This window comes from Streptomyces sp. L-9-10, assembly GCF_004151105.1.
Classification (GTDB): Bacteria; Actinomycetota; Actinomycetes; order Streptomycetales; family Streptomycetaceae; genus Streptomyces.
This window is the reverse complement of record NZ_PHRF01000119.1, coordinates 14176-40444: the sequence shown is the minus strand read 5'-3', so window position 1 is coordinate 40444 and position 26269 is coordinate 14176. Positions and strand designations below refer to the sequence as shown.

Below are 26269 nucleotides of genomic sequence, written 5' to 3'. Positions count from 1 at the left end.
GGTAGAGGCATCACCAGACGCCAGACATCTTCATCAGGGGGACCCGATGTTCGCGTACGAACTCCAGAAGATCAACGAGGCCGAGCTGATCCGCAGGGCCGAGGAGCAGCGGCTCGTACGGGAGGTCCGCGCCGCCCGTCGGCAGGCCAGGCGAGCGGCCAGGGAAGCACGGGAGGGGCGGGTGAACACGTGGCACGACCGGTTCACGCGCGCCGCGTGACATGACACGTGACGTGATGTACGTGACGTGAGGTGACGCGATGGCACTCCAGCCGATCACCGGCGCCGCGATCAGCAGCGCCGCGATCAGCAGCGCCGCGAAATCCAGTGCCGCGCTGTCAGACCCCTGTGCGATGCTCGGCCCCGTGGAGACCAGGTCAGTCAGCCCCGTGTTCGTCGGCAGATCCGGAGAACTCACCGCCCTCACCCAAGCGCTCGCCCGCGCCACCGCGGGCGAGCCGCAGGCGTTGCTCATCGGCGGCGAGGCCGGGGTCGGCAAGACACGGCTCATCGAGGAACTGCACGAAGTGGCCTGCGCCCAGAAGGCCGTCGTCGCGGTCGGCGGCTGCGTCGAAATCGGCGCGGACGGACTGCCGTTCGCGCCCTTCTCCACCGCGCTGCGCTCGCTGCGGCGCCAACTGCCCGACGAACTGAAGGCGGCGGCCGAGGGCCAGGAGGACGAGCTGGCCCGGATCCTGCCGGAGCTGGGGCAGTCGGACCGCGGCGCGCTCGGGGAGGACGGCACCGCCCGGCTCTTCGAGCTCACCGCCCGGCTGCTCGAACGGCTGGCGGCCGACCGTACGGTCGTGCTCGTCCTGGAGGATCTGCACTGGGCGGACGCCTCCACCCGCCATCTCCTCGCCTATCTCTTCCGCGCGCTGCGCCGCGGCCGGCTCGTCGTGCTCGCCACGTACCGCGCCGACGACATCCACCGCCGCCACCCGCTGCGCCCGCTCCTGGCCGAGCTGGACCGGCTGCGTTCCGTCCGCCGTATCGAGCTCTCCCGCTTCAGCCGCGCCGAGGTACGGAGCCAGCTCGCGGGCATCCTCGCGGCCGAACCGGACCCGGCCGTGCTGGACCAGATCTTCGAACGCTCCGACGGCAACGCGTTCTTCGTCGAGGAGCTGGCCTGCTCCATCGGGACGGGGCGCAGCACCGGTCTGAGCGACTCCCTGCGCGATCTGCTGCTCGTCAGGGTCGAGGCGCTGCCCGAGGACGCCCAACGGGTCGCCAGGATCGTCGCGGAGGGCGGCACGACCGTCGAATACCGGCTGCTGGCGGCCGTCGGCCGACTCGCGGAGGACGAGCTGATCGAGGCGCTGCGGGCCGCCGTCGGCGCCAACATCCTGCTGCCCACGGCGGACGGGGACGGCTACCGCTTCCGGCACTCCCTGGTGCGCGAGGCGGTCAGCGACGATCTGCTCCCGGGCGAGCGCTCCCGGATCAACCGCCGCTACGCCGAGGTGCTGGAGGCCGATCCCTCGCTCGTACGGGCCGATGAGCGCACCACCCGCCTCGCGAGCCACTGGTACCACGCGCACGACGCCGCCAAGGCCCTCCCCGCCGTGCTGAGCGCCGCCGTGGAGGCGCGCCGGCGCTACGCCTACTCCGAGCAACTGAGGCTGCTCGAACGGGCCATGGAGCTGTGGGACGACGCCCCCGAGGAGGTACGCGGCACGCTGCGGCCGCCGGACGACGTCGAGGTCTATCCGCCCTGCGGCGGCGATCCCGCCTCCGCGCCGCTGCGCTATCTGGACCTGATGGCGGAGGCGACGGTCGCCGCCCGCTTCGGCGGTGAACGTGAACGCGCCCTGGCGATCTCCAAGAAGGCCCTGCGGGTCCTGGAGGGCGAGGACGGCGGGAAGGATCCGCTGCGCGCCGCCTGGTTCTGGATCCAGCGCTCCCGGCTGGTGCAGGACCTCACGCGCGGCGACGGCTGGCAGGAGCTGGCCACCGCCCAGGAGCTGGTGCGCGGCATGCGGCCGTCCGCCGTGCACGCGGAGGTCCTCGCCACGGTCGCGAGCTGGGGCGCCCTGCACCACCCGGGTCCCGAAAGCCTGGCCGCCGCCGACCGGGCCGTGGAGTACGCGCGGCTGGTCGGCGCCGAACTGACCGAGCTGCACGCCCGTCTCACCCGCGGCTGGCTCACCGCCGACGCGGGGGGTGTCGAGGAGGGCATCGCCGAGATCCACGAGGCCCGGGACCGGGCCGTCGAGCTGGGCGCCGCCGGGATCCTGGGGCGGGCCAGTGTCAATCTGCCGTCCACGCTGGAGAGCATGGGCCGCTCAGGGGAAGCGGTGACCGCGGCGGAGCAGGGCGTCGCCTTCACCCATCAGCGGGGGCTCGCCGATACGGAGGCCTGGGTGCGGCACAATCTGGCCCACTCCCTCTTCTCCCTCGGGCGCTGGCCCGAGGCGGACGCCGTCCTCGATGACACGGTGGCGCTCGCCCAGTCCCACAAGGCGCGCGGTCTGGTCGCCGGGCGCCGCGCCGAACTGGCCGTGGTACGCGGCGACTTCGACGAGGCTCAGCGCCAGGTGGAGCTGGCCAGGGGCTTCTTCGGCACCCATGACTTCCAGCCGCAGCACCTCATACCGCCGGCCCGGCTCGCGATGTGTATCGCCGCGCGAAGGGGCGCGCTGGCCGATGCCAGGGCCGAGTTCGAGCGGATCACCGAACACGGCTTCCCGCCGGGCACCCGGCAGTACGCACTGCCGCTGCTGTGCACGGCCGCCTCCATCGAGGCGGACGCCCGAGGGCTGCCGGACGCGGAGGCGGGACGCGCGGCGATCCTCGCGGCCATACGCGTCCACGCCAAGCGGATGCCCACGCTCGTGCCCGTCTGGCAGGCGTACGGCCTCCTGCTCGAAGCCGAGCTGGCACGGGCGGAGGGCAGGATGGCGCCGGAGCTGTGGGCGCGTGCCGTCGCCGCCTTCGAAGCGACGGAGCGGCCCTTGGAACTGGCGCTCGCCCGGCAGCGCTGGGCCGCCGCGCTGCTGGACCACCACGCCGACCGCGCCGAAGCCGCGGATCTGCTCGTCCTGGCCCATACGGCGGCGCGCGGCCTCGGCGCGCGCCCGCTGACCGAGGAGATCGAACTGCTCGCCGGCCGGGCCCGGATCAGCCTCGCGCCGACGCCCGCCGGGGTCCGTACGGCCGCCCGCTCCGGCCCGGATCCGGACCCGGCCCGCTCACTGGGCCTGACCCCCCGGGAGCAGGACGTCCTGCGGCTGGTCGCCGCCGGTCACAGCAACCGCGCCATCGCCGAGGAGCTGTACATCTCGCCCAAGACCGCGAGTGTCCATGTCTCCAACATCCTGGCCAAGTTGGGCGTGTCCGGCCGTACGGAAGCGGCGGCGCTCTCGCACCGGCTGCGCCTTTTCCCCGATTCGGCGGCTTAGCGCCCCAGGGCCTGTCCGGCGGAACTCCGCGGCCCGCGGAGTTCCACCGGACAGGCCCAAAACTCGTCACTCCCCGTGCGGGGTGGGCGGCCTTATCGTGACTTTTCCCGAGGCGAGATCTATCGGTCCCCGGCCCGGATCGTTGTCATCGACATCGACCCTGGTCAGTTCCAGTCTTTTCCGTTCCTCGTCGGTGTGCTTGCGGCCCGGCGCGAAAAGCTCCTCGATCAGGTTGAACACGGACTGCCCACCCTCTTCACCACGCGTCGCGGCGCGTATCGCTACGCGACTTCCAGCAGGAGGATCCTGTCGTCCCCCGGCTTCGGTGTGCCCCGGCCATCCGTATTGCTGGTCATCAGCCACACCTTGTTCCCGCCCGCCGAAAGGACCGTGCGCAGGCGGCCGTACTCCCCACTCAACAACGCCTGCGGGGCAGCCGCGGATTCCCGTCCCGCCAGCGGAATCCGCCACAGCCGCTCGCCGCGCAGCGCGGCCATCCAGATCGAGCCCTCGGCGTACGCGATACCGCTCGGCGACGCCTCGTCCGTCTTCCACTGCGCGACCGGGTCGACAAAGCCGGGCTCACCGGCCTTTCCCTCCGCGTCGGGCCAGCCGTAATTCTTGCCGGGCTCGATGAGATTCAGCTCGTCCCAGGTGTTCTGGCCGAACTCCGACGCCCACAGCCGCTTCTCGGAATCCCAGGCCAGACCCTGCACATTGCGGTGGCCCAGGGAATAGACGACCGAATCCGCCTCCGGATTTCCGTGGACGGGCTGCCCGTCCGGAGTCATCCGGAGGATCTTGCCGGCCAGCGACTTCCTGTCCTGCGCGAGGCCCGTCTCACCGGTCTCGCCCGTGCCGACGTACAGCATCTTGTCCGGGCCGAACGCGATCCGGCCGCCATTGTGAATACTGCCCTTCGGAATACCCCGCAGCACCGTGTCCGGCGCCCCCAGCTGCTGTCCGGCCGGCTTCTTCTCGTCGTAGAACATTCGCGCGACGCGGTTGTCCCCCTCGGTCGTGAAATACGCGTACACCTGATGGTCCGAGGCGTACGAGGGAGAGAGCGCGATGCCCAGCAGCCCGCCCTCGCCCGCGGGGGAGACCCCGGGCACGTCGCCGATCACGGTCTTCCGCCCGCTCTCCGCGTCCACCCGGGTGATCGTCCCCTCGTCGCGCGAGGACACCAGCAGATCACCGTCGGGCAGAGCGGCCAGGCCCCACGGGGACGCGAGCCCTTCCGCCGCGGTGGACACCACCTTCGCCGAGCCCTTGGCGGGCGCGGCCGACGGGCTTGGCGGCGCGTCCCGCGACGTGGCGGCGGCCGGGGTCGTCGGGGCGCTCCGGCCGGGCACGGCGCCCGTGTCGCCGCCCGAGGAGCATCCCGTCAACACGAGAAGGGCGACAGCGGCCCCTACGGCCGTCACTGCTGAACGTTGCACGGTTCGATCCCTTCGAAGGCTGCGATTCCGCTGCGCTGATCCCCTGCGCTGATCCCCTGCGCTGATCCCCTGCGCCGATTCGTCTGCGCCGATTCGTCTGCGCCGATTCGTCCGCGCCGAATCCCCTGTGCTTCACCGCTATTGCACCGCGGCTGTTCCTACCCCGCGGACACGCTCAGTCCCACGACTCCCGCACCGGCGGCAGCTCCGCGATCTCGGCCAGATCCCGCGCCGTCAGCGTCAGCTCCGCCGCCCGCGCGTTCTCCACCGCCCACCGCTCCCGCTTCGTCCCCGGCAGCGGCACCACATGCCGCCCCCGGCTCAGCACCCACGCCAGCGCCACCTGCGCCGGGGTCGCGCCGTGCCGCGCCGCGATCCGGCGCAACCCCACCACCAGTGGCTGGTTCGCGGCCATGATCTCCGCCGTGAACCGCGGATGCCGCGCCCGTACGTCGTCCGGCTCGAAGCCCTGCCCCGGCGTGAGCGTGCCGGTCAGGAAGCCGTTGCCCAGCGGCATCGCCGCCAGGAACCCGATACCGCGCGCCTCGCACCACGGCAGCAGCCGCTCCAGCGCCTCCGGCGACCACACCGAGAGTTCCGCCTCCACCGCGCTCACCGGAAAGACCTGCTGCACCCGCTCCAGCTGGCGGATCGTGGACTCGTGCAGATGCGCCCCCGATCTGCGCCGGGACGCGCGCGCCCCCACCGCGCACAGCCCGAGCGCCCGCACCTTCCCCGCGGTCACCAGCTCCGCCATCGCGCCCCAGGTCTCCTCGACCGGTATCTCGGGGTCGGCGCGGTGCAGCTGGTAGAGATCGATCACATCGGTCTGGAGCCGCCGCAGCGAGGCGTCACAGGCCCGCCGCACATAGCCGGGGCGGCCGTTGGCGACGATGTGCTGATCACCGACGAGCAGTCCGCACTTGGTCGAGACGAAGACGTCCGCCCGCCGCTGCCCGAGCACCCGCCCCAGCAGCAGCTCGTTGGTGAAGGGGCCGTACATGTCGGCCGTGTCGAGCAGGCTCGTACCGGCGTCGAGCGCCGCGTGCACCGTACGGAGCGAACGGTCCCCGTGCTGCTGCGAGCCGGTGTACGCCCAGTGCATCGGCATACAGCCGAGGCCGATCGCGCCCACTTCGAGCGCCGCCGCACCGATTGTCCTGCGCTCCAACGCCGTACCCCTCCTCATGCCGCCCTCAAGCTAACCCCATCGGTCCGGCGCACGTCGCATAGCCTCCTGACCATGACTTCAGACGTATGGCTCCCCTTCCAGGCCGACGGGATAGAAGGACTCCCCGAGGGACCGCGTTACCTGTTCTGGGACGGCGGTGAGGAGTACCCCGCCGACCCGGCCGACTGCGCCTTCTACGCCGTCCCGTACATGAAGGGACCGGAGGTCGCGGTACGGCCGCTCGCCGCCATGACCTCCGTACGCGTGGTCCAGACCCTCTCGGCGGGCATCGACCATGTGACCCCCGCGCTCGGCACGCTGCCCGCCGGCGTACGCCTGTGCAACGCCAAGGGCGTCCACGAGGCCAGCACCGCCGAACTCGCGCTGGCCCTGATCCTCGCCTCCCTGCGCGGCATCCCCGGCTTCGTCACCGGCCAGCAGCGGGAGGAGTGGCGCTCCGGCTTCTACCCGGCGCTCGCCGACAAGTCCGTACTGATCGTCGGGTACGGATCGATCGGCGCGGCGATCGAGGACCGGCTCGCGCCCTTCGAGTGCGCGCGGGTGGTGCGCGTCGCCCGCTCCGCCCGCACGACGGAGCGCGGCGCCGTCCACGCGTTCACCGATCTTCCCGAACTGCTCCCCGGCGCCGATGTGGTGATCCTCTCCACCCCGCTCACCGAGGGGACGAGGGGTCTCGCGGGAGCGGAGTTCCTGACGCGGATGAAGGACGGCGCACTTCTGGTCAACGTCGCGCGCGGCGCCGTCGTCGACACCAAGGCGCTGCTCGCCGAGACCGGGAGCGGACGGATCACGGCCGCCCTGGACGTCACCGACCCGGAACCGCTGCCCGCCGGCCATCCGCTCTGGCACACCCCGGGCGTCCTCGTCAGCCCCCATGTCGGCGGCTCCACTTCGGCGTTCCTGCCGCGTGCCCACCGGCTGCTGGCCGGCCAGCTCACCCGGTTCGCCGCCGGGGAGGAGCCGCGCAACATCGTCCTCACCACCGGCTGACCCCCGGTCGCAGCACCCCGCGTCACGACCCGGAAGGCACCCCCGGACACTCTCCGCAGCCGACCGGACACCCTCGTGGCCGACAACTCCCCTGGTCGTCACGGAGAGTAGAAGAACTATGTCCCTGAGTGACGAGACTGGTGTATCGTCCCGATCTGGGGGCTGCGGCGTGCCTGGGGCGGCGCAGCGGAGTGAACAGAACGCGAGGGGGGCGACGGGCGATGTACGGCCAATGGACGAACGATCCGACGCGGCAGGGACGCCGGCGGCGGCCTCCGGACATCCCGATCAACAGGCAGGTTTCCTCGGCGGTGACAGCGACACCTCCCGGGGTGCTCCGGTGAGCGCCGAAGGAGTGCTCCTCGGCAGGCGGGCGGTCGCGGGCGGCGGCTCGGGGCTGGTCGCGCAGCTCCTGCTCGCCCTCATCTGCGGAGGCTACGCGGCCGGCGCGGCGCTGGGCTGGGGCTCGCACGAACTGGCCTTGTTCATGGGTGACTTCGGTCTCAGCCTGGCCGCCGCGATCGCCGCGGTCTCCTGCTTCTTCTACGCGCGCGGCCGCGGCAGCCGCTTCAAGCCCGCCTGGCTCCTTTTCTCGTTCTCCTCCGCGATGGCCTCAGGAGGGAACGCCGTCTGGGGCTGGTACGAGGTCATCCTCGACGAGCCGGTGCCCAGTCCCTCACTCGCCGATCTCTTCTTCCTCTGCTTCGCGCCACCCGCCATCGTGGGACTGCTCGTGCTCGCCAAACGCCCGGTCAGCAGGGCCGGCTGGGTCTGTCTGGCGCTCGACTCCTGGCTGATCGGCGGCTCACTGCTCACGCTCTCCTGGAGTCTCGCCCTCGCGCGGACGGCGCATTTCCAGGGGGAGAGCGTGACCCAGGCGGCGCTCTCCCTCGCCTATCCGCTGCTCGACATCGTGCTGGTCAGCATGGTGCTCGCGCTGCACTTCCGACGGGCCACGGGGAGCCGGTCCGCCGTCAACACCGCCATCGCCGCGCTCGCCCTGACGGTGCTGTGCGACGCCCTGTTCACGTCCCCGCTGCTGCGGGAGACCTATCGCTCGGGACAGCTGCTGGACGCCGGCTGGTTCGCCGGCTCGCTGCTCCTCGCGTACGCGCCATGGGGGATGCGCCGGGTCCCGGAGAGCCCTCCACCGCCACGGCATCCCCGTACCCCCAGCCGTCCCATCGCCGGCTCGCTCGCCGCGCTCACGCCGTATCTGGCGGCCGCCGTCTGCACGCTGGGCATCCTCTACAACGTGATCGAGGGGAGGCGGGTCGACCGGGTGGTGGTCCTCACCGGCTGCGCGGTCGTGCTCGCGCTGGTCGTACGGCAGGGCATCATGCTCGTCGACAACATCGCGCTCACCCATGAACTGGCCCAGAAGGAGAACCACTTCCGGTCCCTGGTGCAGGGTTCCAGCGATGTGATCATGATCGCCGCGCCCTCCGGCATACTCCGCTACGTCAGCCCCGCCGCCACGGGCGTGTACGGCCGCGAGGCCGAGGATCTCGTCGGCGCGGAGCTGGCCTCGATCATCCACCCCGACGACCTCGGCAGGGTGGTCCACGAAGTACGGCGCTTCCTGGCCGCACCCCCCTCCGAGGAACCCACCACCCGCATCGAGTGCCGGTTCAGATCAGGCGCCGGTGACTGGCTCAACGTGGAATCCACCGTCAACCGCCACCAGGGCGGGCTGATCTTCAACAGCCGGGACGTCACCGAACGGGTCCGCCTCCAGGCGCAGCTCCAGCACAACGCCGAGCACGACCCGCTCACCGACCTGCCCAACCGCGCCCTGTTCACCGAGCGCGTACGACAGGCCCTCTCCGGCCGCCGTACGACCGATCCGGGCACGGCCGTGCTCTTCATCGACCTCGACGGCTTCAAGGGCGTCAACGACCGCCTGGGGCATCAGGTCGGGGACGAACTGCTGATCCTCGCCGCGCACCGGCTCCAGGACTCCGTACGGGCCGGTGACACCGCCGCCAGACTCGGCGGCGACGAGTTCGCGGCCATCGTCCTCGGCGACGGGAACGACGACCTGACCGCCCGCGAGCACCAGGTCCACGAGATCGCCGACCGGCTCCGCCTCAGGCTCTCGCAGCCGTACCGCATCGACGGCAACGATGTCCGGGTCGCCGCCTCCATCGGTATCGCCTTCGCGGAACGGGGCATAACCCCCACCGAGCTCATGCGCAACGCGGACCTCGCCATGTACCGGGCCAAGGCCGCGGGCAAGAACCGGGTCGAGCTCTACGCGCCCCAGATGCAGGCCGACGTCGTCCGTAAGACCGAGCTGGCGACCCGGCTGCGCACCGCCCTGCACGACGGCGAATTCGCCCTGCTGCACCAGCCGGTGGTGCATCTCACCACCGGCCGGGTCTCCGCCGTCGCCGCCCAGGCCCGCTGGCGCTCCGCCCAGGGCATCCTGTTCACCCCCGCGGAGTTCCTGCGCGCCGGCGACGACAGCGACCGCACCGCGGAGCTCGGTCGCTGGCTGTTGGAAGAGGCCGTTTCCCACGCCGTGGAACGGGCGAGAATCGGCCATCCTGTGCCCGTCGCCGTACGGCTCCCGGCCCGCAGGCTGCTCGACAAGTCCCTGCCGCTCGGTTCCATCGAGTCCCTGCTCAGCCGCCACGGGCTGCCGTCGGGGGCCCTGATGATAGAGCTCTCCGACAGCGATCCGCGCGCCTCGCTCGACGAGCTGGAACACCGGCTCATCGCGCTGCGCCGGCTGGGCGTACGGATCGCCCTCGACGGCTTCGGCAGTGGCTACGCCGCGATCAGCGCCCTGCGCAGGCTCCCCGTGGACGTACTGAAACTGGACCGCGGTCTGGTGGAGGGCGTCGTGGAGTCCGCGCGGCTGCACAAGATCACGGCGGGGCTGCTGCGGATCGCCGGTGATCTGGGCATGCAGTCCGTGGCCGACGGCGTCGACGTCCCCGAGCAGGTCCTCGCGCTGCGCGCCATGGGGTGTACGCACGGCCAGGGGATGGCCTTCTCCGGGCCGCTGGACGAGCGCCGGCTGCGCCGCGCCCTGCTGGCCGGCGCGTACCCTCTGCCGGGCGGTGCGGCCCAGCCCGTGCTGACGGGCAGCGCGCTGCCCGGAAGCGGGCTTCCCGTCAGGTCTTCCCGGCCGTCCGCGGGTGACCGGATTCCACACCCTTCGATGCCCCTCGATCCGCTCAAATAGTGAGACTCCCGTCCCACCCACTTGACAGCCATGGCGCGCCGGAGGGATGGTCAGTGCCATGCGCACCCGAATTCTCGTACTTGGAAAGCGCGTCGGCTGAAGCAGAGCACGAACCGCTCCGCACACCCCACCGACGCGCTCCCCTCGCCTGCCTCACGGCACGAGGGGTTTTTTGTTGCACCGGCACACCCCAAACCCTCGCAAAAACCCTCAGCCTCGAGAAGAGAATGCCGATGACCGAGCAGGCCACCGGGGCCCACCATCCGCAGCCGCGGGCCCGTAACGGCGGACCGTCCCCCGCCTCCGTCGAGCACGTCACGGGCGCGCAGTCCCTCATCCGCTCTCTTGAGGAAGTGGGGGCCGACACGGTATTCGGCATCCCCGGCGGCGCCATCCTCCCCGCGTACGACCCGATGATGGACTCCACCCGGGTCCGCCACATCCTCGTCCGCCACGAGCAGGGCGCGGGCCACGCGGCCGAGGGCTACGCCCAGGCCACCGGCAAGGTGGGCGTCTGCATGGCCACCTCGGGCCCCGGCGCCACCAACCTGGTCACCCCGATCGCCGACGCGCACATGGACTCCGTGCCGATGGTCGCGATCACCGGCCAGGTGGCGAGCAAGGCCATCGGGACGGACGCCTTCCAGGAGGCGGACATCTGCGGCATCACCATGCCGATCACCAAGCACAACTTCCTGGTCACCAAGGCCGAGGACATCCCGCGCACCATCGCGGAGGCCTTCCACATCGCCTCCACCGGGCGCCCGGGACCGGTCCTGGTGGACATCGCGAAGGACGCGCTCCAGGCGGAGACGACCTTCAGCTGGCCGCCCACCCAGGACCTGCCCGGCTACCGCCCGGTGACCAAGCCGCACGCCAAGCAGATCCGCGAGGCCGCCAAGCTGATCACGCAGGCCAGGCGCCCGGTGCTGTACGTCGGCGGCGGCGTCCTCAAGGCCGGCGCCACCGCCGAGCTGAAGGTCCTCGCCGAGCTCACCGGCGCCCCCGTCACCACCACCCTGATGGCGCTGGGCGCGTTCCCCGACAGCCACCCGCTGCACGTGGGAATGCCGGGCATGCACGGATCGGTCACCGCCGTCACCGCGCTGCAGAAGGCCGACCTGATCGTCGCCCTCGGAGCCCGCTTCGACGACCGCGTCACCGGCAAGCTGGACAGCTTCGCGCCGCACGCCAAGGTCGTCCACGCCGATATCGACCCGGCCGAGATCGGCAAGAACCGCACCGCGGACGTGCCGATCGTCGGCGACGCCCGCGAGGTCCTCGCCGATCTGGTCCAGGCCGTCCAGGCCGAGCACACCGACGGCCACGTCGGTGACTACGCCGCCTGGTGGCAGGACCTCAACCGCTGGCGCGAGACCTACCCCCTCGGCTACAGCCAGCCCGCGGACGGCACCCTCTCGCCGCAGCAGGTCATCCAGCGCATCGGCGAACTCGCCCCCGAGGACACCATCTACGCGGCGGGCGTCGGCCAGCACCAGATGTGGGCCGCGCACTTCATCGACTACGAGAAGCCCGCCACGTGGCTGAACTCCGGCGGCGCCGGGACCATGGGATACGCCGTGCCGGCCGCCATGGGCGCCAAGGCCGGGCAGCCGGACCGCACCGTCTGGGCCATCGACGGCGACGGCTGCTTCCAGATGACCAACCAGGAACTCACCACCTGCGCGCTCAACAACATCCCGATCAAGGTCGCGGTCATCAACAACGGCGCGCTGGGCATGGTCCGCCAGTGGCAGACCCTCTTCTACAACCAGCGCTACTCCAACACCGTGCTGCACTCCGGCCAGGACGCGGCCGACGGCCCCACCGGCGGCACCCGCGTGCCGGACTTCGTCAAGCTGTCCGAGGCCATGGGCTGTGTCGCGATGCGCTGCGAGTCCCCGGACGAGCTGGACGCGGTGATCGCCAAGGCAAACGCCATCAACGACCGCCCCGTCGTGATCGACTTCATCGTCCACGAGGACGCCCAGGTCTGGCCGATGGTCGCCGCGGGCACCTCCAACGACGAGGTCATGGCCGCCCTGGGCGTCCGCCCCGACTTCGGCGACGGCGCGGACGACTGAGCCGCGGAACGAGAGCCCGAGAGACCGAGAGAAGAGACCGACACATGACCAGGCACACGCTCTCCGTTCTGGTGGAGAACACCCCCGGCATCCTCGCCCGGATCGCCGCGCTGTTCTCCCGCCGCGGTTTCAACATCGACTCGCTCGCCGTCGGTGTCACCGAGCACCCCGACATCTCCCGCATCACCATCGTGGTCAATGTCGAGGAACTGCCCCTGGAGCAGGTGACGAAGCAGCTCAACAAGCTGGTGAACGTCCTGAAGATCGTCGAACTCGAGCCCGGCGCCGCGATCCAGCGCGAGCTCGTCCTGGTGAAGGTCCGCGCCGACAACGAGACCCGTTCCCAGATCGTCGAGATCGTCCAGCTGTTCCGCGCCAAGACCGTGGACGTCTCGCCCGAGGCCGTCACGATCGAGGCCACGGGATCGAGCGACAAGCTCGACGCCATGCTGAAGATGCTGGAGCAGTACGGCATCAAGGAGCTGGTGCAGTCCGGCACGATCGCCATAGGACGTGGCGCGCGGTCCATCACCGACCGCAGCCTGCGCGCACTCGACCGCAGCGCGTAACCTCCCGTCCCCCGCCCGTACGCACACCCCATCCCGTTCCGCTCGTATGGCGAGACCGGGAGACCGCAGCGACCGTCCCGCCGTACGGTGGGTGGGACGCGAGCTGCGACATTTTCAAAGCCGCCTGCACCCCAAGCAGCGCACACCAAGGAGAAGACCCAGTGGCCGAGCTGTTCTACGACGACGACGCCGACCTGTCCATCATCCAGAACCGCAAGGTCGCGGTCATCGGCTACGGCAGCCAGGGCCACGCCCACGCGCTGTCGCTGCGTGACTCGGGTGTCGACGTCCGGGTCGGTCTGCACGAGGGCTCCAAGTCCAAGGCCAAGGCCGAGGAGCAGGGCCTGCGCGTGGTGACGCCCGCCGAGGCCGCCGCCGAGGCCGACGTCATCATGATCCTGGTGCCGGACCCGATCCAGGGCCAGGTCTACGAGGAGTCCATCAAGGACAACCTGAAGGACGGCGACGCGCTGTTCTTCGGCCACGGCCTCAACATCCGCTACGGCTTCATCAAGCCGCCGGCCAATGTCGATGTCGCGATGGTCGCCCCCAAGGGCCCCGGCCACCTGGTCCGCCGCCAGTACGAGGAGGGCCGCGGCGTGCCGTGTATCGCGGCCGTCGAGCAGGACTTCTCCGGCAGCGCCTTCGCGCTGGCCCTCTCGTACGCGAAGGGCATCGGCGGCACCCGCGCCGGCGTCATCAAGACGACCTTCACCGAGGAGACCGAGACCGACCTGTTCGGTGAGCAGGCCGTGCTCTGCGGCGGCACCGCCGCGCTGGTCAAGGCGGGCTTCGAGACGCTGACCGAGGCCGGCTACCAGCCGGAGATCGCGTACTTCGAGTGCCTCCACGAGCTGAAGCTCATCGTGGACCTGATGTACGAGGGCGGCCTGGAGAAGATGCGCTGGTCGGTCTCCGAGACCGCCGAGTGGGGCGACTACGTGAGCGGCCCGCGCGTCATCACCGACCAGACCAAGGTCGAGATGAAGAAGATCCTGGCCGAGATCCAGGACGGCACCTTCGCCAAGAACTGGATGGAGGAGTACCACGGCGGTCTGAAGAAGTACAACGAGTACAAGAAGGCCGACAGCGACAGCCTGCTCGCCACCACCGGCGCCGAGCTGCGCAAGCTCATGAGCTGGGTCGACAACGAGGACGCGTAACACCGCGCGCGGGCGGCCCCGGCCAGGGATGAGCCGGGGCCGCCCGTACGGAACGCCGACGCGGGACCGCACGTACGGGTGATCCTGCCGCCGGGGCGGAAAACGCCCCGGTGACAGCACTAGACTGCTCAGCACATACGCGTCAGGCCCACAGCGTCGTGCGTCTTCCACGCGGCCAGAACCCTCCACCGCATGCGGCCGTCGGGACGGCCGTCCGCTATGGGACTTGTGAGGACTCACGTGAGCTCGAAACCTGTCGTACTCATCGCTGAAGAGCTTTCGCCCGCCACCGTCGACGCGCTCGGTCCGGACTTCGAGATCCGGCACTGCAACGGCGCCGACCGCGCGGAGCTGCTGCCCGCCATCGCCGGCGTGGACGCGATCCTGGTGCGCTCCGCGACCAAGGTCGACGCGGAAGCCATCGCCGCCGCGGGCAAGCTGAGGGTGGTCGCCCGCGCCGGCGTCGGCCTCGACAACGTGGATGTCTCCGCCGCCACCAAGGCAGGCGTGATGGTCGTGAACGCGCCGACCTCGAACATCGTCACCGCCGCCGAGCTGGCCTGCGGTCTGCTGGTCGCCACCGCGCGCAATATCCCGCAGGCCAACACCGCCCTCAAGAACGGCGAGTGGAAGCGCTCCAAGTACACGGGCGTCGAGCTGAGCGAGAAGACGCTGGGCGTCGTCGGCCTCGGCCGCATCGGCGTACTGGTCGCCCAGCGCATGTCCGCCTTCGGTATGAAGATCGTCGCGTACGACCCCTATGTGCAGCCGGCCCGCGCCGCGCAGATGGGCGTCAAGCTGCTGACGCTGGACGAGCTGCTGGAAGTCTCGGACTTCATCACCGTGCACCTGCCGAAGACCCCCGAGACGCTCGGTCTGATCGGCGACGAGGCGCTGCACAAGGTCAAGCCGACGGTGCGGATCGTGAACGCCGCGCGCGGCGGGATCGTGGACGAGGAGGCGCTCGCCTCCGCGCTCAAGGAGGGCCGGGTCGCCGGCGCCGGTCTGGACGTGTACTCCAAGGAGCCCTGTACGGACTCCCCGCTCTTCCAGTTCGACCAGGTCGTCTGCACCCCGCACCTCGGCGCGTCCACCGACGAGGCCCAGGAGAAGGCGGGCATCGCGGTCGCCAGGTCCGTACGGCTCGCGCTCGCGGGCGAGTTGGTGCCGGACGCGGTCAACGTCCAGGGTGGGGTCATCGCCGAGGACGTACGCCCGGGGCTGCCGCTCGCCGAGAAGCTCGGCCGGATCTTCACCGCCCTCGCGGGCGAGGTCGCGGTCCGGCTCGATGTCGAGGTGTACGGCGAGATCACCCAGCACGATGTGAAGGTGCTCGAACTGTCCGCGCTCAAGGGCGTGTTCGAGGATGTCGTCGCCGAGACCGTGTCGTATGTCAACGCCCCGCTGTTCGCGCAGGAGCGTGGCGTCGAGGTCCGGCTGACCACGTCGAGCGAGTCCCCGAACCACCGCAATGTGGTGACCGTGCGCGGCACGCTCTCCGGTGGCGAGGAGGTCTCGGTCTCCGGCACGCTGGCCGGGCCCAAGAACCTCCAGAAGATCGTCGCGATCGGTGAGTACGACGTGGAGCTGGCGCTGGCCGAGCACATGATCGTGCTGCGCTACGAGGACCGCCCCGGTGTGGTCGGCACGGTCGGCCGGATCCTCGGCGAGGCCGGGCTCAATATCGCGGGGATGCAGGTCTCGCGGGCGGAGGAGGGCGGCGAGGCGCTGGTCGTGCTCACCGTCGACGACAACGTACCGCCGGCCGTACTGGCGGAGATCTCGGAGGAGATCGGCGCGGCCTCGGCGCGCTCGGTGGATCTGACCGACTGATCCGACCGCCTCCTGCCCGCGCGCGGCCCGTGCGTCAGAGCCGGGTCGCCTTCAGGGCCATATGGAGAAGCAGCCGGTCCTCGCCGTCGTCCAGCTCCAGACCCGTCAGCTGCTCGATCCGGGAGAGCCGGTAGTAGAGCGTCTGACGGTGGATGCCGAGAGCCGACGCCGTACGCCCCGCCTGGCCCGCATGGTCGAGGAACACCTCGGCGGTGTGGGCCAGTTCGGCGTGTACGGGGTCCAGCAGCGGCCGGATCACGGGGTCGGGCCCGGTGGGGAGCGCGGTCAGCAGACGGTACGGGCCGATCGACGTCCACTGCGCCACCGGGCCGAAACGGGGCTGGGCGACCGAGGCGCGGGCCGCCGAGACCGCCTCCCGCCAGGCCGCGGGCAGCTCGGCCAGACCGCGGCGCGGCGCGCAGGAACCGGCGGCGGCCCCCGGGCCCGCGTCCTCGCACAGCCGGGCGACGGCCGCGAGGACGGGCGCGAGCGCGTCCGGTGAGCGGAGCCGTACGAGCAGAGCGAGCGTGTCCGCCTCACCCGGGCCGCTCACCGAACCGCTCACCGAACCGCTCACCGAGCCGTTCCCCGAGCCGCTCACCCGGCCGGTCGTCGCGCCCGCCGACGAGCCGTTCGGGCGCCCGGCCGCCGGGCCGGCTGTCGTGACCGACGCCGTGCGGCCCCCGGCCACCGCCCCGTACGGCAGCGTGCACAGCGCCGCCGTCCCCGGGACCGCCCGTACCCGTGGTTCCTCACCGCGCCAGGGCGCCACGCAGAGCACCACATGCGGTCCGTCCGCGCTCGGCCCCAGCGCGGCGCGCAGCGCGCCCAGCGCCATGTCCCGCTGCCAGCCCGGCTCCGCCGTCAGCACGGCGCGCAGCTCGCGGGCCAGATCCGCGCCCGCCCGCACCTCGTCGGCGAGCAGATCACCGATCCGCGAGGTCACCTCCATGGCCGCCGCGAGCCGGGAGGCGCTCGGCCCCGGATCGGAGTCGTCGAGCAGCCAGACATAGCCGAGCACCGTGCCCCGGTGCCGTACGGGCAGACAGATCCGGCCCCGGAAGACGCCCGCGTCCGGGGCGGCGGGGATACGGACCGGTTCCGTCGCGCGGGTGATGCCGAAGCCCTCGAACCAGGCGCGGACCGCCGGGGTGGACTTCCTGGTCAGGATCGAACGCGTCCTGACCGGGTCCATGGCCGTGTCGTCCTCGCTGTCGTGCGCACCGAAGGCGATCAGTCCGAAGTCCCGGTTCTCCAGCGTCGCGGGGACACCGAGCAGCGCCGAGATCTCGTCGACCAGCTCCTGATAATCGTCCTTCACCCGGACATTCTCCCACTGCTTTCAGACACATGTCTGAGATCCGGGCCACGGATGCGTGACAGCTGTCGATGGCTGAGGAACGTACCGGTCCTTAAATTTCACAGTGGTTCTCCTTGCTGTACCGAACTGATCGATTCCGTCTCGCGGATGTTCGGCGGATGGTCGGTCGTTCGGTTACGGCTCTCTCGATCTCACCGTGGAGGTGCCCCGTGCTGGGTCCCGTGATCCTCGCCGCGTCGCGGAGCGACAGAATGCGCCGTGTCGTCTCGGCCGCCCCGGTCACCAAGCCCGTGGTGAACCGCTTCATCGCCGGTGAGTCGGTCACGGAGATGGTCCCGGTGGTCCAGAACATGGCCGGCCGCGGTCTGGAGATCACTCTCGACGTCCTCGGCGAGGACATCTCCGACCCGACCGAGGCGCTGGCCGCCCGGGACGCCTATCTGAGGCTGATCGAGGCCCTCGCCCCGCTTGAGCTGGGCGCCCGCGCCGAGATGTCGGTCAAGCTCTCCTCCTTCGGGCAGGCCCTGCCCGGCGGACACGACCTCGCGCTGAAGAACGTCACCGCCGTCGTCGAGGCCGCCGCCGAGATCGGCACCACGGTCACCCTCGACATGGAGGACCACACCACCATCGACTCGACGCTCGCCATCCACGGCGAGCTGCGCGACCGCTTCCCGCAGACCGGCGCGGTCGTCCAGTCGTACCTCTTCCGCACCGAGGAGGACTGCCGGAGGCTCGCCGAGGCCGGCTCGCGCGTGCGGCTCGTCAAGGGCGCCTACAAGGAGCCCGCGTCCGTCGCGTACCAGGACAAGAGAGAGGTCGACCGGGCGTATGTCCGCTGCCTCAGGATCCTGATGAACGGCGGCGGCTACCCGATGGTCGGCTCCCACGACCCGCGCCTCATCGCGATCGCCCAGCACCTCGCCCGCCGCGCCGGACGTAAGCTCGATGAGTACGAGTTCCAGATGCTGTACGGCATCCGGGAGGCCGAGCAGGACCGGCTGGCCGCCGAGGGACACCGGATGCGTGTCTACATCGCGTACGGCACCGACTGGTACGGATACTTCATGCGCCGCCTCGCCGAGCGCCCCGCCAACCTCGCGTTCTTCCTGCGTTCGCTGGTCAGCCGCGGCTGAACCGCCGCCACCGAGACCGACCGCCCCTGACCTACTGATGAAGGAGATTCGGCACCCATGGACGCTGTGACCCAGGTTCCCGCGCCGGTCAACGAGCCGGTGCACGGCTACGCCCCGGGCTCCCCGGAGCTGGCCCGTCTTGAGGTCAAGCTCAAGGAGCTGGCCGAGAACCCCGTCGATCTGCCGATGACGATCGGCGGCGAGAAGCGGATGGGCGGGGGCGAGCGCGTCGACGTCGTACAGCCGCACAACCACCGGGCCGTGCTCGGTACGTTCGCGGGCGCCACCCAGCAGGACGCGCGCGACGCGGTCGACGCCGCCCTGGCCGCCGCCCCCGGCTGGCGCGCCATGTCCTTCGACGACCGCGCCGCGATCATCCTGCGCGCCGCCGAACTGCTCGCGGGACCGTGGCGCGAGACGCTGGCCGCCGCGACCATGCTCGGGCAGTCGAAGACCGCCCAGCAGGCCGAGATCGACACCCCCTGCGAGCTGGTCGACTTCTGGCGCTTCAACGTCAAGTACGCCCGTGACCTGCTCGCCGAGCAGCCGCCGGCCAACTCGCCCGGCGTCTGGAACCGGCTCGACCACCGGCCGCTCGAAGGGTTCGTCTACGCGATCACCCCGTTCAACTTCACGGCGATCGCGGGCAACCTGCCGACCGCGCCCGCGCTCATGGGCAATGTCGTGGTCTGGAAGCCGTCCCCCACGCAGACCCTCGCCGCCGTGCTGCTGATGGAGCTGCTGGAGGAGGCCGGCCTGCCCAAGGGCGTCATCAACCTGGTGACGGGCGACGGCATCGCCGTCTCCGAGGTGGCCCTGAACCACCGCGACCTGGCGGGCATTCACTTCACCGGTTCGACCAGGACCTTCCAGCACCTGTGGAAGACCGTCGGCAACAACATCGAGACGTACCGCTCCTACCCGCGGATCGTCGGCGAGACCGGCGGCAAGGACTTCGTCGTCGCCCACCCGAGCGCCGACCGCGCGGTCCTCAGGACGGCGCTGACCCGGGGCTCCTTCGAGTACCAGGGCCAGAAGTGCTCCGCCTCCTCGCGCGCCTATGTCCCGGCGTCGATCTGGAACGACGGGTTCAAGGAGGAGTTCGCGGCCGAGGTCGACGGGATCGCCATGGGCGATGTCACCGACCTCTCGAACTTCATCGGCGCCGTCATCGACGAGCGCGCCTTCGCCAAGAACAAGGCCGCCATCGACCGCGCCGCCGCCGACCCGACGTGCACGATCGTCGCGGGCGGTACGTACGACGACTCCGTCGGCTACTTCGTCAGGCCGACCGTCATCGCCTGCACCGACCCAGAGAATGAGGTCTTCACGACCGAGTACTTCGGCCCGATCCTCGCGGTGCACGTGTACGACGACGCCGACTACGAGACGGTCCTCGCGCAGATGGAGTCCGTCTCGGCGTACGCCCTGACCGGCTCGGTCATCGCCGGTGACCGCGCCGCCGCGGCCGACGCGATGGAGAAGCTGCGCTACGCGGCGGGCAACTTCTACATCAACGACAAGTCGACCGGCGCCGTCGTCGGCCAGCAGCCCTTCGGCGGTGGCCGCGCGTCCGGTACGAACGACAAGGCGGGCGCCCCGCAGAACCTGATGCGCTGGACACTGACCCGCGCCATCAAGGAGACGCTGGTCCCGCCGACCGACTACCGCTACCCGCACATGGGCTGACGGCCCCGCAGACTCCGCCCCCGTACCGGCAACCCCCCTTCGCCGGTACGGGGGCGGCTCCATGCCCGGAGCGTCAGACCCTGCGCCAGCGGGCCATCATGAACGAGAAGATCCCGAACAGTGCCAGCCCCACCGCGACCACCGCGAGCAGCCAGGGCCCCGCCGGGGTGTCGGTGAAGGAGCGCAGGGTGTCATCGACCCCCTTGGCCCGGTCCGGCTCATAGGCGACGGCCGCCTGGACGACGAACACCCCCAGGGCGGCGAAGAGAACGCCCCGCGCGGCCCCGCCCGCGACGCCGGTCACATCGAGGAACCGCCGTGCCCCGCGGGACATCCGGCCGAGCTTCAGATGCTTGTGGTACTTGCGCAGCACCGCGCGGGCACCGACCCAGAGCCCCGCGGCGGTGATGCCCACCCCCGCGGCCCCCACGATCCACTGCCCGCCCGGCAGCTCCAGCGCCTTGGCGGTGACATCCCGCGACTGACGGTCGCCGGACCCGCTGCCGCTGCCCTTGTCACCGGCGGCGAACGCCAGCACGGAGTAGGCGACGAATCCGTAGAAGACCGCCCGTCCCGCCGACAGCAGCCGCTTGTGCGTCTTGTGGCCGTCGGGTCCCGCCGCGCCGAACAGCGCCTCGGAGAGGCGCCACAGCGCCATGCCCGCCAGCCCGATGCCCAGGGCCCAGAGGAGGACGACGCCCCACGGCTGCCCCGCGATCTCCGCCAGCGCGCCGCCGCGGTCGGCCTCCGGGCCGCCACCGCCGAACGCGACCCGGAGCGCGAGCACGCCGATGAGCAGATAGATCACCCCGCGCGCGGCGAAGCCCCAGCGGGCCGCCCCGTCCATGGCCTGGCTGTTCGCCGCCTGTCGCGCCTTGCCTCGTCCGTTGAGTGACGCCGTGTGTACGTTCATATGGGCCTCCGCTGGTCGAGTGCCCCGGCCCTCCGCCCGGAAACAGCGGGCCCCGCGGCGAGACTTTGAAGACAGGGCCTGGAACGCGCGGCGGAGGGCGGGCCCTGAGAGAGTGGCGCGTATGACCGAAATCCTGCGCACCGCCCACACCTTCGAGCTCTCCCAGGCCGAACTCACGGAGATCCGCGCCCTGTTGGACGCCGCCTTCGAGGGCGGGTTCTCCGACGAGGACTGGGACCACGGGCTCGGCGGTGTGCACGCCCTCGTACGGGACCCGGACGGCACGCTCCTCGCGCACGGCAGTGTGGTCCAGCGCCGGGTGCTGCACGACGGCCGCTCCTACCGCGTCGGCTACGTCGAGGCCGTGGGCGTACGGGCCGACCGGCGCCGACGGGGGCTCGGCGACCGGGTGATGGAGGTGCTGGAGCGCGTGATCGACGGCGCGTACGACGCCGGGGCGCTCTCCGCCTCGGAGGACGGGGCGCGGCTCTACCGGGCGCGCGGCTGGCAGTCCTGGCCGCACCGGATCGAGGTGCTGGCGCCCGGGGGAGTGGTACGGCTGCCGGACGAGGAGGGCTCCACGTATCTGCGTCCGGCGGCGGGACGGCCCCTCCCGGGACCGGCGTCCCCCGGGGATGACACGGCGCTGGTCTTCGACTGGCGCGACGGCGATGTGATGTAGGGCGCGTCCGGTGGATCTTCGCCGACCCACGAGGGATTTCCGCAGGTCGGAGTGATCACCGTCTCAGATAGTAGGAAGTCCGAGTAATCGTGGGGACAGAGCGCCGATCCTCGCTTAGCTTGGAATGAGCCGAACGTCTCGCTCGATCCAGCGAATGGCGGTTGTTGGCACGCGCCCGCACACAGGCAATCCCTGTCGCGTATGCCCCCGCCCCTTCCGGCCGCGCCCCTTCCGGCAGCGCTGACGCATCACGCGGTCCCGCCGCGTGGCTCAGCTATTCCAAGGAGTCGATCATCATGGCCGAGACGACTGTCCGCCGCCGCGTCCGTCACACCTCCCGCACCAGCGAATCCGACCGCAAGAACGCCGCCGCCGCCCTCCAGCGTGCTCTCGACCGCAGGGACAACGGCGGCTCGACCGGCCACTGACCCGCGCCGGTCGCTGATCCGCGCCGGCCACCGGCCGGCGCGGGAGTCAGCGCGTGATGGTGAAGTGGTCCACGCGCTCGCCGCTCTCGGCGAGCGCGGAGACCTTCAGCGCCGGGCGGTGGCCCGTCGTCACCTCGACGGCGAGGAACGAGAACCCGGTGTAGCGCACGCGCGACCACTCCACGGTCTCGGTGGCCTTGGCGCCGCCCCGCTCCCAGTGGTACGACGGCACGCTCTCGACCTCGGCGACATGGCCCTCGTAACTGTCGGGCACCGGGAAGTCGTACAGCGCCTTGCCCGCGCCGCCCGCCGTGACGTACACGATGCCGTCGCGTACCGAACTGACCGACTCACCGACCGGCACCCGGCGCCCGACGACGCCGCCGCGCAGCGCGTCGGTGCGCTCGTACACATGGTTGTGGCCGTTGACGACCAGGTCGACGCGGTGCTTGTCGAAGAGCGGCACCCACGCGTCGCGCACCCCGCCGTCCGAGGCATGGGCGTTCGTGGTCGAGAAGGCGCAGTGGTGGAAGAACACCACGATGAAGTCGATGTCCTTGTCCGCGCGCAGCTCACCGAGCCGCCGGTCCAGCCAGCGCGTCTGGGCGCCGTCGGTGTAGCCGGCGTTGGCCCGGATCTCGTGGGAGACGTCGTTCGCGTCGAGGGCGACCACGCCGACATTGCCGTACCGGAACGAGTAGACGCCCGGCGACGTCACCGGATCCAGCCCGCCGCCCGGCAGGGACCAGCGCGCGTTCTGGCCGCCGTACCCGTCGGGGGAGTACCAGGCCTCCATGTCGTGGTTGCCGGTGGTCACCATCCAGGGCACCCGCGAGGCCACCGACTCGGTCTGCGCCAGGAACTGGTCCCAGACCCGCGCGTCGTAGGTGTCCGCGGGCAGACCCTGGCCGCTGCTGTCCGCGTAGCAGATGTCCCCCGCGTGCAGATGGAAGACCGGGTTCTGGCCCAGGATCACCTGGTCGTTGGCGAGGGCGTCGTAGGAGACGCCCTGGTCGCCGAAGGCGGTGAAGACGAACGGCTCGGCGCGCGGCGGGGCCGTACGGAACGTACCGACCGTGCCCAGGTTGCGCGCGTCCGCCGGGTCGAAGCCCTCGTGGCCCACGCCGTAGTAGTAGGTCGTGCCGGGGCGCAGCCGCTCCAGCGGGACATGCAGGTAGTACTGGTCCACCGCGGGCAGCTCGGCGGACAGCGACGGGGTGTGCAGCGAGCGCACCTCCGCCTTGATCCTCTGGCTCAGGTCCCAGGGCTTCAGGCCCACCCGGACGTAGGGGTTCCGCACCGCGAACGGCACCTGCCACGAGACGGACATCATGGTCTTCGGGTCGGAGCCGAAGGCCAGGTGGCGGCCGAACGGGGCCACCAGCGATCCGTCGACCCGTACGGCGGCCGACGACGGCAGGAAGGCGGGCGCGGTGGCCGTGGTGGCGCCCGCGGTGGCGGCGCTGGAGCCGAGCAGACCGGCGCCCGCCACCGTCCCGGCGGCGAACGTGCCCGCCCGCAGCAGGCCGCGTCGGCCGATCTTTTCGCGCAGGTACGCGTGCTGCTCCGGCATGGTCATACGGGAGGCGAGATGGTCGGGAATCCCGACGCGGGGAGTTTCCATGTGCCGACCGTGACACCAATGGGTGGCGGATGCATGTATCGCGGGCGTCCAGTTGACGACTGATTCGCAATCTGTCCACAGAATGGACACGCGATGTCATGCACTGGGACGAGCGGTAAGGTGCACCCATGTCTCGCAGCCTCAATCTCGCAGTGATCCCCGGTGACGGCATCGGCCAGGAGGTCGTGGCCCAGGGCCTGAAGGTCCTGCGCGCGGTCCTTCCCCAGGATGTGAAGCTGGAGACCAAGGAGTACGACCTCGGCGCGAGCCGCTGGCACCGCACCGGGGAGACCCTCCCGGACGCGGAGCTGGAGGCCCTCAAGGGACATGACGCGATCCTGCTCGGCGCGATCGGCGACCCGACCGTGCCGTCCGGCGTCCTGGAGCGCGGACTGCTGCTCAAGCTGCGCTTCGCCTTCGACCACTACGTGAACCTGCGGCCGTCGAAGCTCTTCCCCAACACGGCCACGCCGCTGGCGGGCCGCCCGGACATCGACTTCGTCGTCGTCCGCGAGGGCACCGAGGGTCCGTACACCGGCAACGGAGGTTCGCTGCGCACGGGCACGCCCGCCGAGGTGGCCACCGAAGTGAGTCTCAATACGGCGTACGGCGTGGAGCGGGTCGTCCGTGACGCGTACGAGCGCGCCAACTCCCGTCCGCGCAAGAAGCTGACGCTGGTCCACAAGAACAACGTCCTCGTCTACGCCGGCCACATGTGGAAGAACATCTTCGACCGCGTGGGCCAGGAGTACCCCGACGTCGCCACCGACTATCTGCATGTCGACGCCGCGACGATCTTCTTCGTCACCCAGCCCGACCGCTTCGACGTGATCGTCACCGACAACCTCTTCGGTGACATCCTCACCGACCTGGCCGCCGCCGTGACCGGCGGTATCGGCCTGGCCGCGTCCGCGAACATCAATCCGGACCGTACGTTCCCGTCCATGTTCGAGCCGGTCCACGGGTCGGCGCCGGACATCGCGGGCCAGGGGAAGGCCGACCCCACGGCCACCATCCTCTCCGTCGCCCTGCTGCTGCGACACCTCGGCTTCGACGCCGAGGCCGTCCGGGTGGAGGAGGCCGTCGCGGCCGATCTCGCCGGGCGTGACGGTACGGCGGCCACCGCGCGTACGACCGACCAGATCGGTGACGCGCTCGCCGTACGAGTAGCGAGCTGACCCGTCGACTCCTCACAGCCGCCGGGTCTTCGGAGCCCGGCGGCTGTTCTTTTGCGGCCTCCGGGTGCCACCATCATCCAAGGGCCGCTTTCACCCCGTTTCATGCATCCGTCCCGACCCGCGCGATAATCGGCGTGGGCCGCGGCACGCGGGAATGCTCGGACGTCCTAGTAGTCGTAGCGACGTGAACGCGGTCCGTCACATCAACCGGTGAAGGACGAGTATTCATGACCACGCCCACGATCGAACTCAAGCCCTCCTCGAACCCGCTGTCCGACGCTGAGCGCGAGGCGATCCTGGCCAACCCGGGGTTCGGCCGCCACTTCACCGACAACATGGTGACGATCCGGTGGACGGAGGGACGCGGCTGGCACGACGCGCAGCTCGTCCCGTACGGGCCCCTCTCACTCGACCCGGCGAACATGACCCTGCACTACGCGCAGGAGATCTTCGAGGGGCTCAAGGCCTACCGCCGCCCCGACGGCTCGGTCGCCACCTTCCGGCCCGAGGCCAACGCCGAGCGCTTCCGGGTCTCGGCCCGCCGGCTCGCCATGCCGGAGCTGCCCGTCGAGACCTTCATCGCCGCGTGCGACGCGCTGGTCCAGCAGGACAAGGGATGGGTGCCCGCGCACGGCGGGGAGGCCTCCCTCTATCTGCGCCCGTTCATGATCGCCACCGAGGTCGGGCTCGGGGTGCGGCCGGCGAACGAGTATCTGTTCCTGGTCATCGCCTCGCCGGCCGGCGCGTACTTCCCCGGCGGGGTGAAGCCGGTCTCGGTCTGGCTCTCGGAGAACTACGTCCGCGCGGTGCCCGGCGGCATCGGCTTCGCCAAGACCGGCGGCAACTACGCGGCGTCCCTGCTCGCCCAGGCCGAGGCCGCGCAGAAGGGCTGCGAGCAGGTGGTCTACCTGGACGCGGTGGAGCACCGCTGGGTCGAGGAACTGGGCGGGATGAACCTGTACTTCGTGTACGGCGACCGCATCGTCACCCCCGAGCTGACCGGCTCCCTGCTGGCGGGCGTCACCCGTGACTCGCTGCTGCGACTGGCGGCCGACCTCGGCTACAGCTCCGAGGAGGGCCGGATCTCCAAGGAGGACTGGCGCCGCGACACCGAGAACGGGACCCTCACCGAGGTCTTCGCCTGCGGTACGGCCGCGGTGATCACCCCGGTCGGTGTGGTCAAGTCCACGGGCGGCGAGTGGACCCAGTCGGGCGGCGAGCCCGGCGAGGTCACGCTGAGGCTGCGCGAGGCCCTGCTGGACATCCAGACGGGCCGGGCGGCCGATACCCACGGCTGGATGCACGAGCTGGGCTGACGGCCCTGCCCCGAGAACGGCCGCCGAGGCCCCGGGCGCGGGTCTCGGCGGCTGTCCCATGACGCGCTGTCGTCACGCACCGCTCATCCGTCCTGACCGCATCGTGAGACGGGCC

General features: G+C 70.8%; 20 protein-coding genes. 14 read left to right on the top strand and 6 right to left on the bottom strand.

All coding sequences use genetic code 11. From position 1 onward, the window contains the following. The first annotated feature begins 46 nt into the window (after positions 1-46). Together CU044_RS38790 and CU044_RS27920 are read left to right on the top strand one after the other, a co-directional pair. Positions 47-220, top strand: coding sequence for a hypothetical protein (locus CU044_RS38790; RefSeq protein WP_165371987.1), 174 nt, complete (start codon positions 47-49; stop codon positions 218-220). Between the two features lie 133 nt (positions 221-353). Further along, entirely contained in the window at positions 354-3401 is a 3048-nt protein-coding gene (locus CU044_RS27920; RefSeq protein ID WP_129771556.1) for a helix-turn-helix transcriptional regulator, read from the top strand. Positions 3402-3467: 66 nt separating this feature from the next. Here CU044_RS27920 and CU044_RS38785 read toward each other — a convergent pair whose 3' ends face one another. The 3 genes from CU044_RS38785 to CU044_RS27910 all read right to left on the bottom strand — a co-directional run bounded on the left by CU044_RS38785 (position 3468) and on the right by CU044_RS27910 (position 6014). Continuing rightward, complete coding sequence (locus CU044_RS38785) at positions 3468-3641, bottom strand: DUF6191 domain-containing protein (protein ID WP_165371986.1); 174 nt, start codon at positions 3639-3641, stop codon at positions 3468-3470. Positions 3642-3682: 41 nt separating this feature from the next. Next, positions 3683-4843, bottom strand: coding sequence for a PQQ-dependent sugar dehydrogenase (locus CU044_RS27915; RefSeq protein ID WP_240045883.1), 1161 nt, complete (start codon positions 4841-4843; stop codon positions 3683-3685). Positions 4844-5018: 175 nt separating this feature from the next. Continuing rightward, entirely contained in the window at positions 5019-6014 is a 996-nt protein-coding gene (locus tag CU044_RS27910) for an aldo/keto reductase (RefSeq protein WP_129771535.1), read from the bottom strand. A 72-nt stretch (positions 6015-6086) separates the two neighbouring features. On the opposite strand from CU044_RS27910, the gene CU044_RS27905 reads away from it, so the two are divergent. The 6 genes from CU044_RS27905 (at position 6087) to serA (ending at position 15867) form a co-directional block, all read left to right on the top strand. Beyond that, positions 6087-7025: a 2-hydroxyacid dehydrogenase gene (locus tag CU044_RS27905; RefSeq protein WP_129771534.1), complete on the top strand. Its 939-nt coding sequence runs from the start codon at positions 6087-6089 to the stop codon at positions 7023-7025. A gap of 340 nt (positions 7026-7365) precedes the next feature. Next, on the top strand, positions 7366-10218 hold the full coding sequence (locus CU044_RS27900) for an EAL domain-containing protein (RefSeq protein WP_193564093.1): 2853 nt from the start codon (positions 7366-7368) through the stop codon (positions 10216-10218). A gap of 233 nt (positions 10219-10451) precedes the next feature. Then, a complete protein-coding gene (locus tag CU044_RS27895) occupies positions 10452-12302 on the top strand; it encodes an acetolactate synthase large subunit (RefSeq protein ID WP_129771532.1) in 1851 nt (616 codons plus the stop codon). Positions 12303-12346: 44 nt separating this feature from the next. Next, positions 12347-12871, top strand: coding sequence for an acetolactate synthase small subunit (ilvN, locus tag CU044_RS27890; RefSeq protein ID WP_030351817.1), 525 nt, complete (start codon positions 12347-12349; stop codon positions 12869-12871). A gap of 161 nt (positions 12872-13032) precedes the next feature. Further along, positions 13033-14034 carry a ketol-acid reductoisomerase gene (gene ilvC / locus CU044_RS27885; protein ID WP_030351816.1) on the top strand — a complete coding sequence of 334 codons (1002 nt, stop codon included), beginning with the start codon at positions 13033-13035 and terminating at the stop codon, positions 14032-14034. A 240-nt stretch (positions 14035-14274) separates the two neighbouring features. Further along, positions 14275-15867 carry a phosphoglycerate dehydrogenase gene (gene serA / locus CU044_RS27880; protein ID WP_129771531.1) on the top strand — a complete coding sequence of 531 codons (1593 nt, stop codon included), beginning with the start codon at positions 14275-14277 and terminating at the stop codon, positions 15865-15867. A gap of 34 nt (positions 15868-15901) precedes the next feature. Here serA and CU044_RS27875 read toward each other — a convergent pair whose 3' ends face one another. Continuing rightward, positions 15902-17188, bottom strand: a complete 1287-nt coding sequence (locus tag CU044_RS27875; protein ID WP_240045882.1) for a helix-turn-helix domain-containing protein — start codon at positions 17186-17188, stop codon at positions 15902-15904. Between the two features lie 209 nt (positions 17189-17397). Between CU044_RS27875 and CU044_RS27870 the strand changes: the two genes are divergently transcribed. Both CU044_RS27870 and pruA read left to right on the top strand, forming a co-directional pair. Then, on the top strand, positions 17398-18324 hold the full coding sequence (locus CU044_RS27870; protein ID WP_129771530.1) for a proline dehydrogenase family protein: 927 nt from the start codon (positions 17398-17400) through the stop codon (positions 18322-18324). A 57-nt stretch (positions 18325-18381) separates the two neighbouring features. Next, a complete protein-coding gene (gene pruA, locus CU044_RS27865) occupies positions 18382-20013 on the top strand; it encodes an L-glutamate gamma-semialdehyde dehydrogenase (protein WP_129771529.1) in 1632 nt (543 codons plus the stop codon). Positions 20014-20086: 73 nt separating this feature from the next. Here the strand turns inward: pruA and CU044_RS27860 are convergent, their stop codons facing one another. Further along, the gene (locus tag CU044_RS27860; protein ID WP_129771528.1) at positions 20087-20926 is read right to left on the bottom strand and encodes a DUF1206 domain-containing protein; all 840 of its coding nucleotides are present in this window, start codon (positions 20924-20926) and stop codon (positions 20087-20089) included. Between the two features lie 121 nt (positions 20927-21047). Here CU044_RS27860 and CU044_RS27855 point away from each other — a divergent pair, with 121 nt between their 5' ends. Beyond that, positions 21048-21608 (top strand): GNAT family N-acetyltransferase, encoded by a 561-nt coding sequence (locus tag CU044_RS27855; RefSeq protein ID WP_129771527.1) that lies wholly within the window; start codon positions 21048-21050, stop codon positions 21606-21608. 296 nt (positions 21609-21904) lie between these two features. Next, entirely contained in the window at positions 21905-22036 is a 132-nt protein-coding gene (locus CU044_RS40090) for a hypothetical protein (protein WP_106982032.1), read from the top strand. A 46-nt stretch (positions 22037-22082) separates the two neighbouring features. Here the strand turns inward: CU044_RS40090 and CU044_RS27845 are convergent, their stop codons facing one another. Further along, a complete protein-coding gene (locus CU044_RS27845) occupies positions 22083-23660 on the bottom strand; it encodes a metallophosphoesterase family protein (RefSeq protein ID WP_129771526.1) in 1578 nt (525 codons plus the stop codon). A gap of 128 nt (positions 23661-23788) precedes the next feature. On the opposite strand from CU044_RS27845, the gene CU044_RS27840 reads away from it, so the two are divergent. Together CU044_RS27840 and CU044_RS27835 are read left to right on the top strand one after the other, a co-directional pair. Beyond that, entirely contained in the window at positions 23789-24838 is a 1050-nt protein-coding gene (locus CU044_RS27840) for a 3-isopropylmalate dehydrogenase (RefSeq protein WP_129771525.1), read from the top strand. A 227-nt stretch (positions 24839-25065) separates the two neighbouring features. Next, positions 25066-26154, top strand: a complete 1089-nt coding sequence (locus CU044_RS27835; RefSeq protein WP_129771524.1) for a branched-chain amino acid aminotransferase — start codon at positions 25066-25068, stop codon at positions 26152-26154. Positions 26155-26269: the final 115 nt, after the last annotated feature.

Excerpts from the sequence above, each read along its gene's own strand:
- CU044_RS38790 (WP_165371987.1), top strand. The coding sequence starts at position 47 with ATGTTCGCGTACGAACTCCAGAAGATCAACGAGGCCGAGCTGATCCGC.
- CU044_RS27920 (WP_129771556.1), top strand. The coding sequence starts at position 354 with ATGCTCGGCCCCGTGGAGACCAGGTCAGTCAGCCCCGTGTTCGTCGGC.
- CU044_RS27905 (WP_129771534.1), top strand. The coding sequence starts at position 6,087 with ATGACTTCAGACGTATGGCTCCCCTTCCAGGCCGACGGGATAGAAGGA.
- CU044_RS27895 (WP_129771532.1), top strand. The coding sequence starts at position 10,452 with ATGACCGAGCAGGCCACCGGGGCCCACCATCCGCAGCCGCGGGCCCGT.
- ilvN (WP_030351817.1), top strand. The coding sequence starts at position 12,347 with ATGACCAGGCACACGCTCTCCGTTCTGGTGGAGAACACCCCCGGCATC.
- pruA (WP_129771529.1), top strand. The coding sequence starts at position 18,382 with ATGGACGCTGTGACCCAGGTTCCCGCGCCGGTCAACGAGCCGGTGCAC.
- CU044_RS27860 (WP_129771528.1), bottom strand. The coding sequence starts at position 20,926 with ATGAACGTACACACGGCGTCACTCAACGGACGAGGCAAGGCGCGACAG.
- CU044_RS27855 (WP_129771527.1), top strand. The coding sequence starts at position 21,048 with ATGACCGAAATCCTGCGCACCGCCCACACCTTCGAGCTCTCCCAGGCC.
- CU044_RS40090 (WP_106982032.1), top strand. The coding sequence starts at position 21,905 with ATGGCCGAGACGACTGTCCGCCGCCGCGTCCGTCACACCTCCCGCACC.
- CU044_RS27845 (WP_129771526.1), bottom strand. The coding sequence starts at position 23,660 with ATGGAAACTCCCCGCGTCGGGATTCCCGACCATCTCGCCTCCCGTATG.
- CU044_RS27840 (WP_129771525.1), top strand. The coding sequence starts at position 23,789 with ATGTCTCGCAGCCTCAATCTCGCAGTGATCCCCGGTGACGGCATCGGC.
- CU044_RS27835 (WP_129771524.1), top strand. The coding sequence starts at position 25,066 with ATGACCACGCCCACGATCGAACTCAAGCCCTCCTCGAACCCGCTGTCC.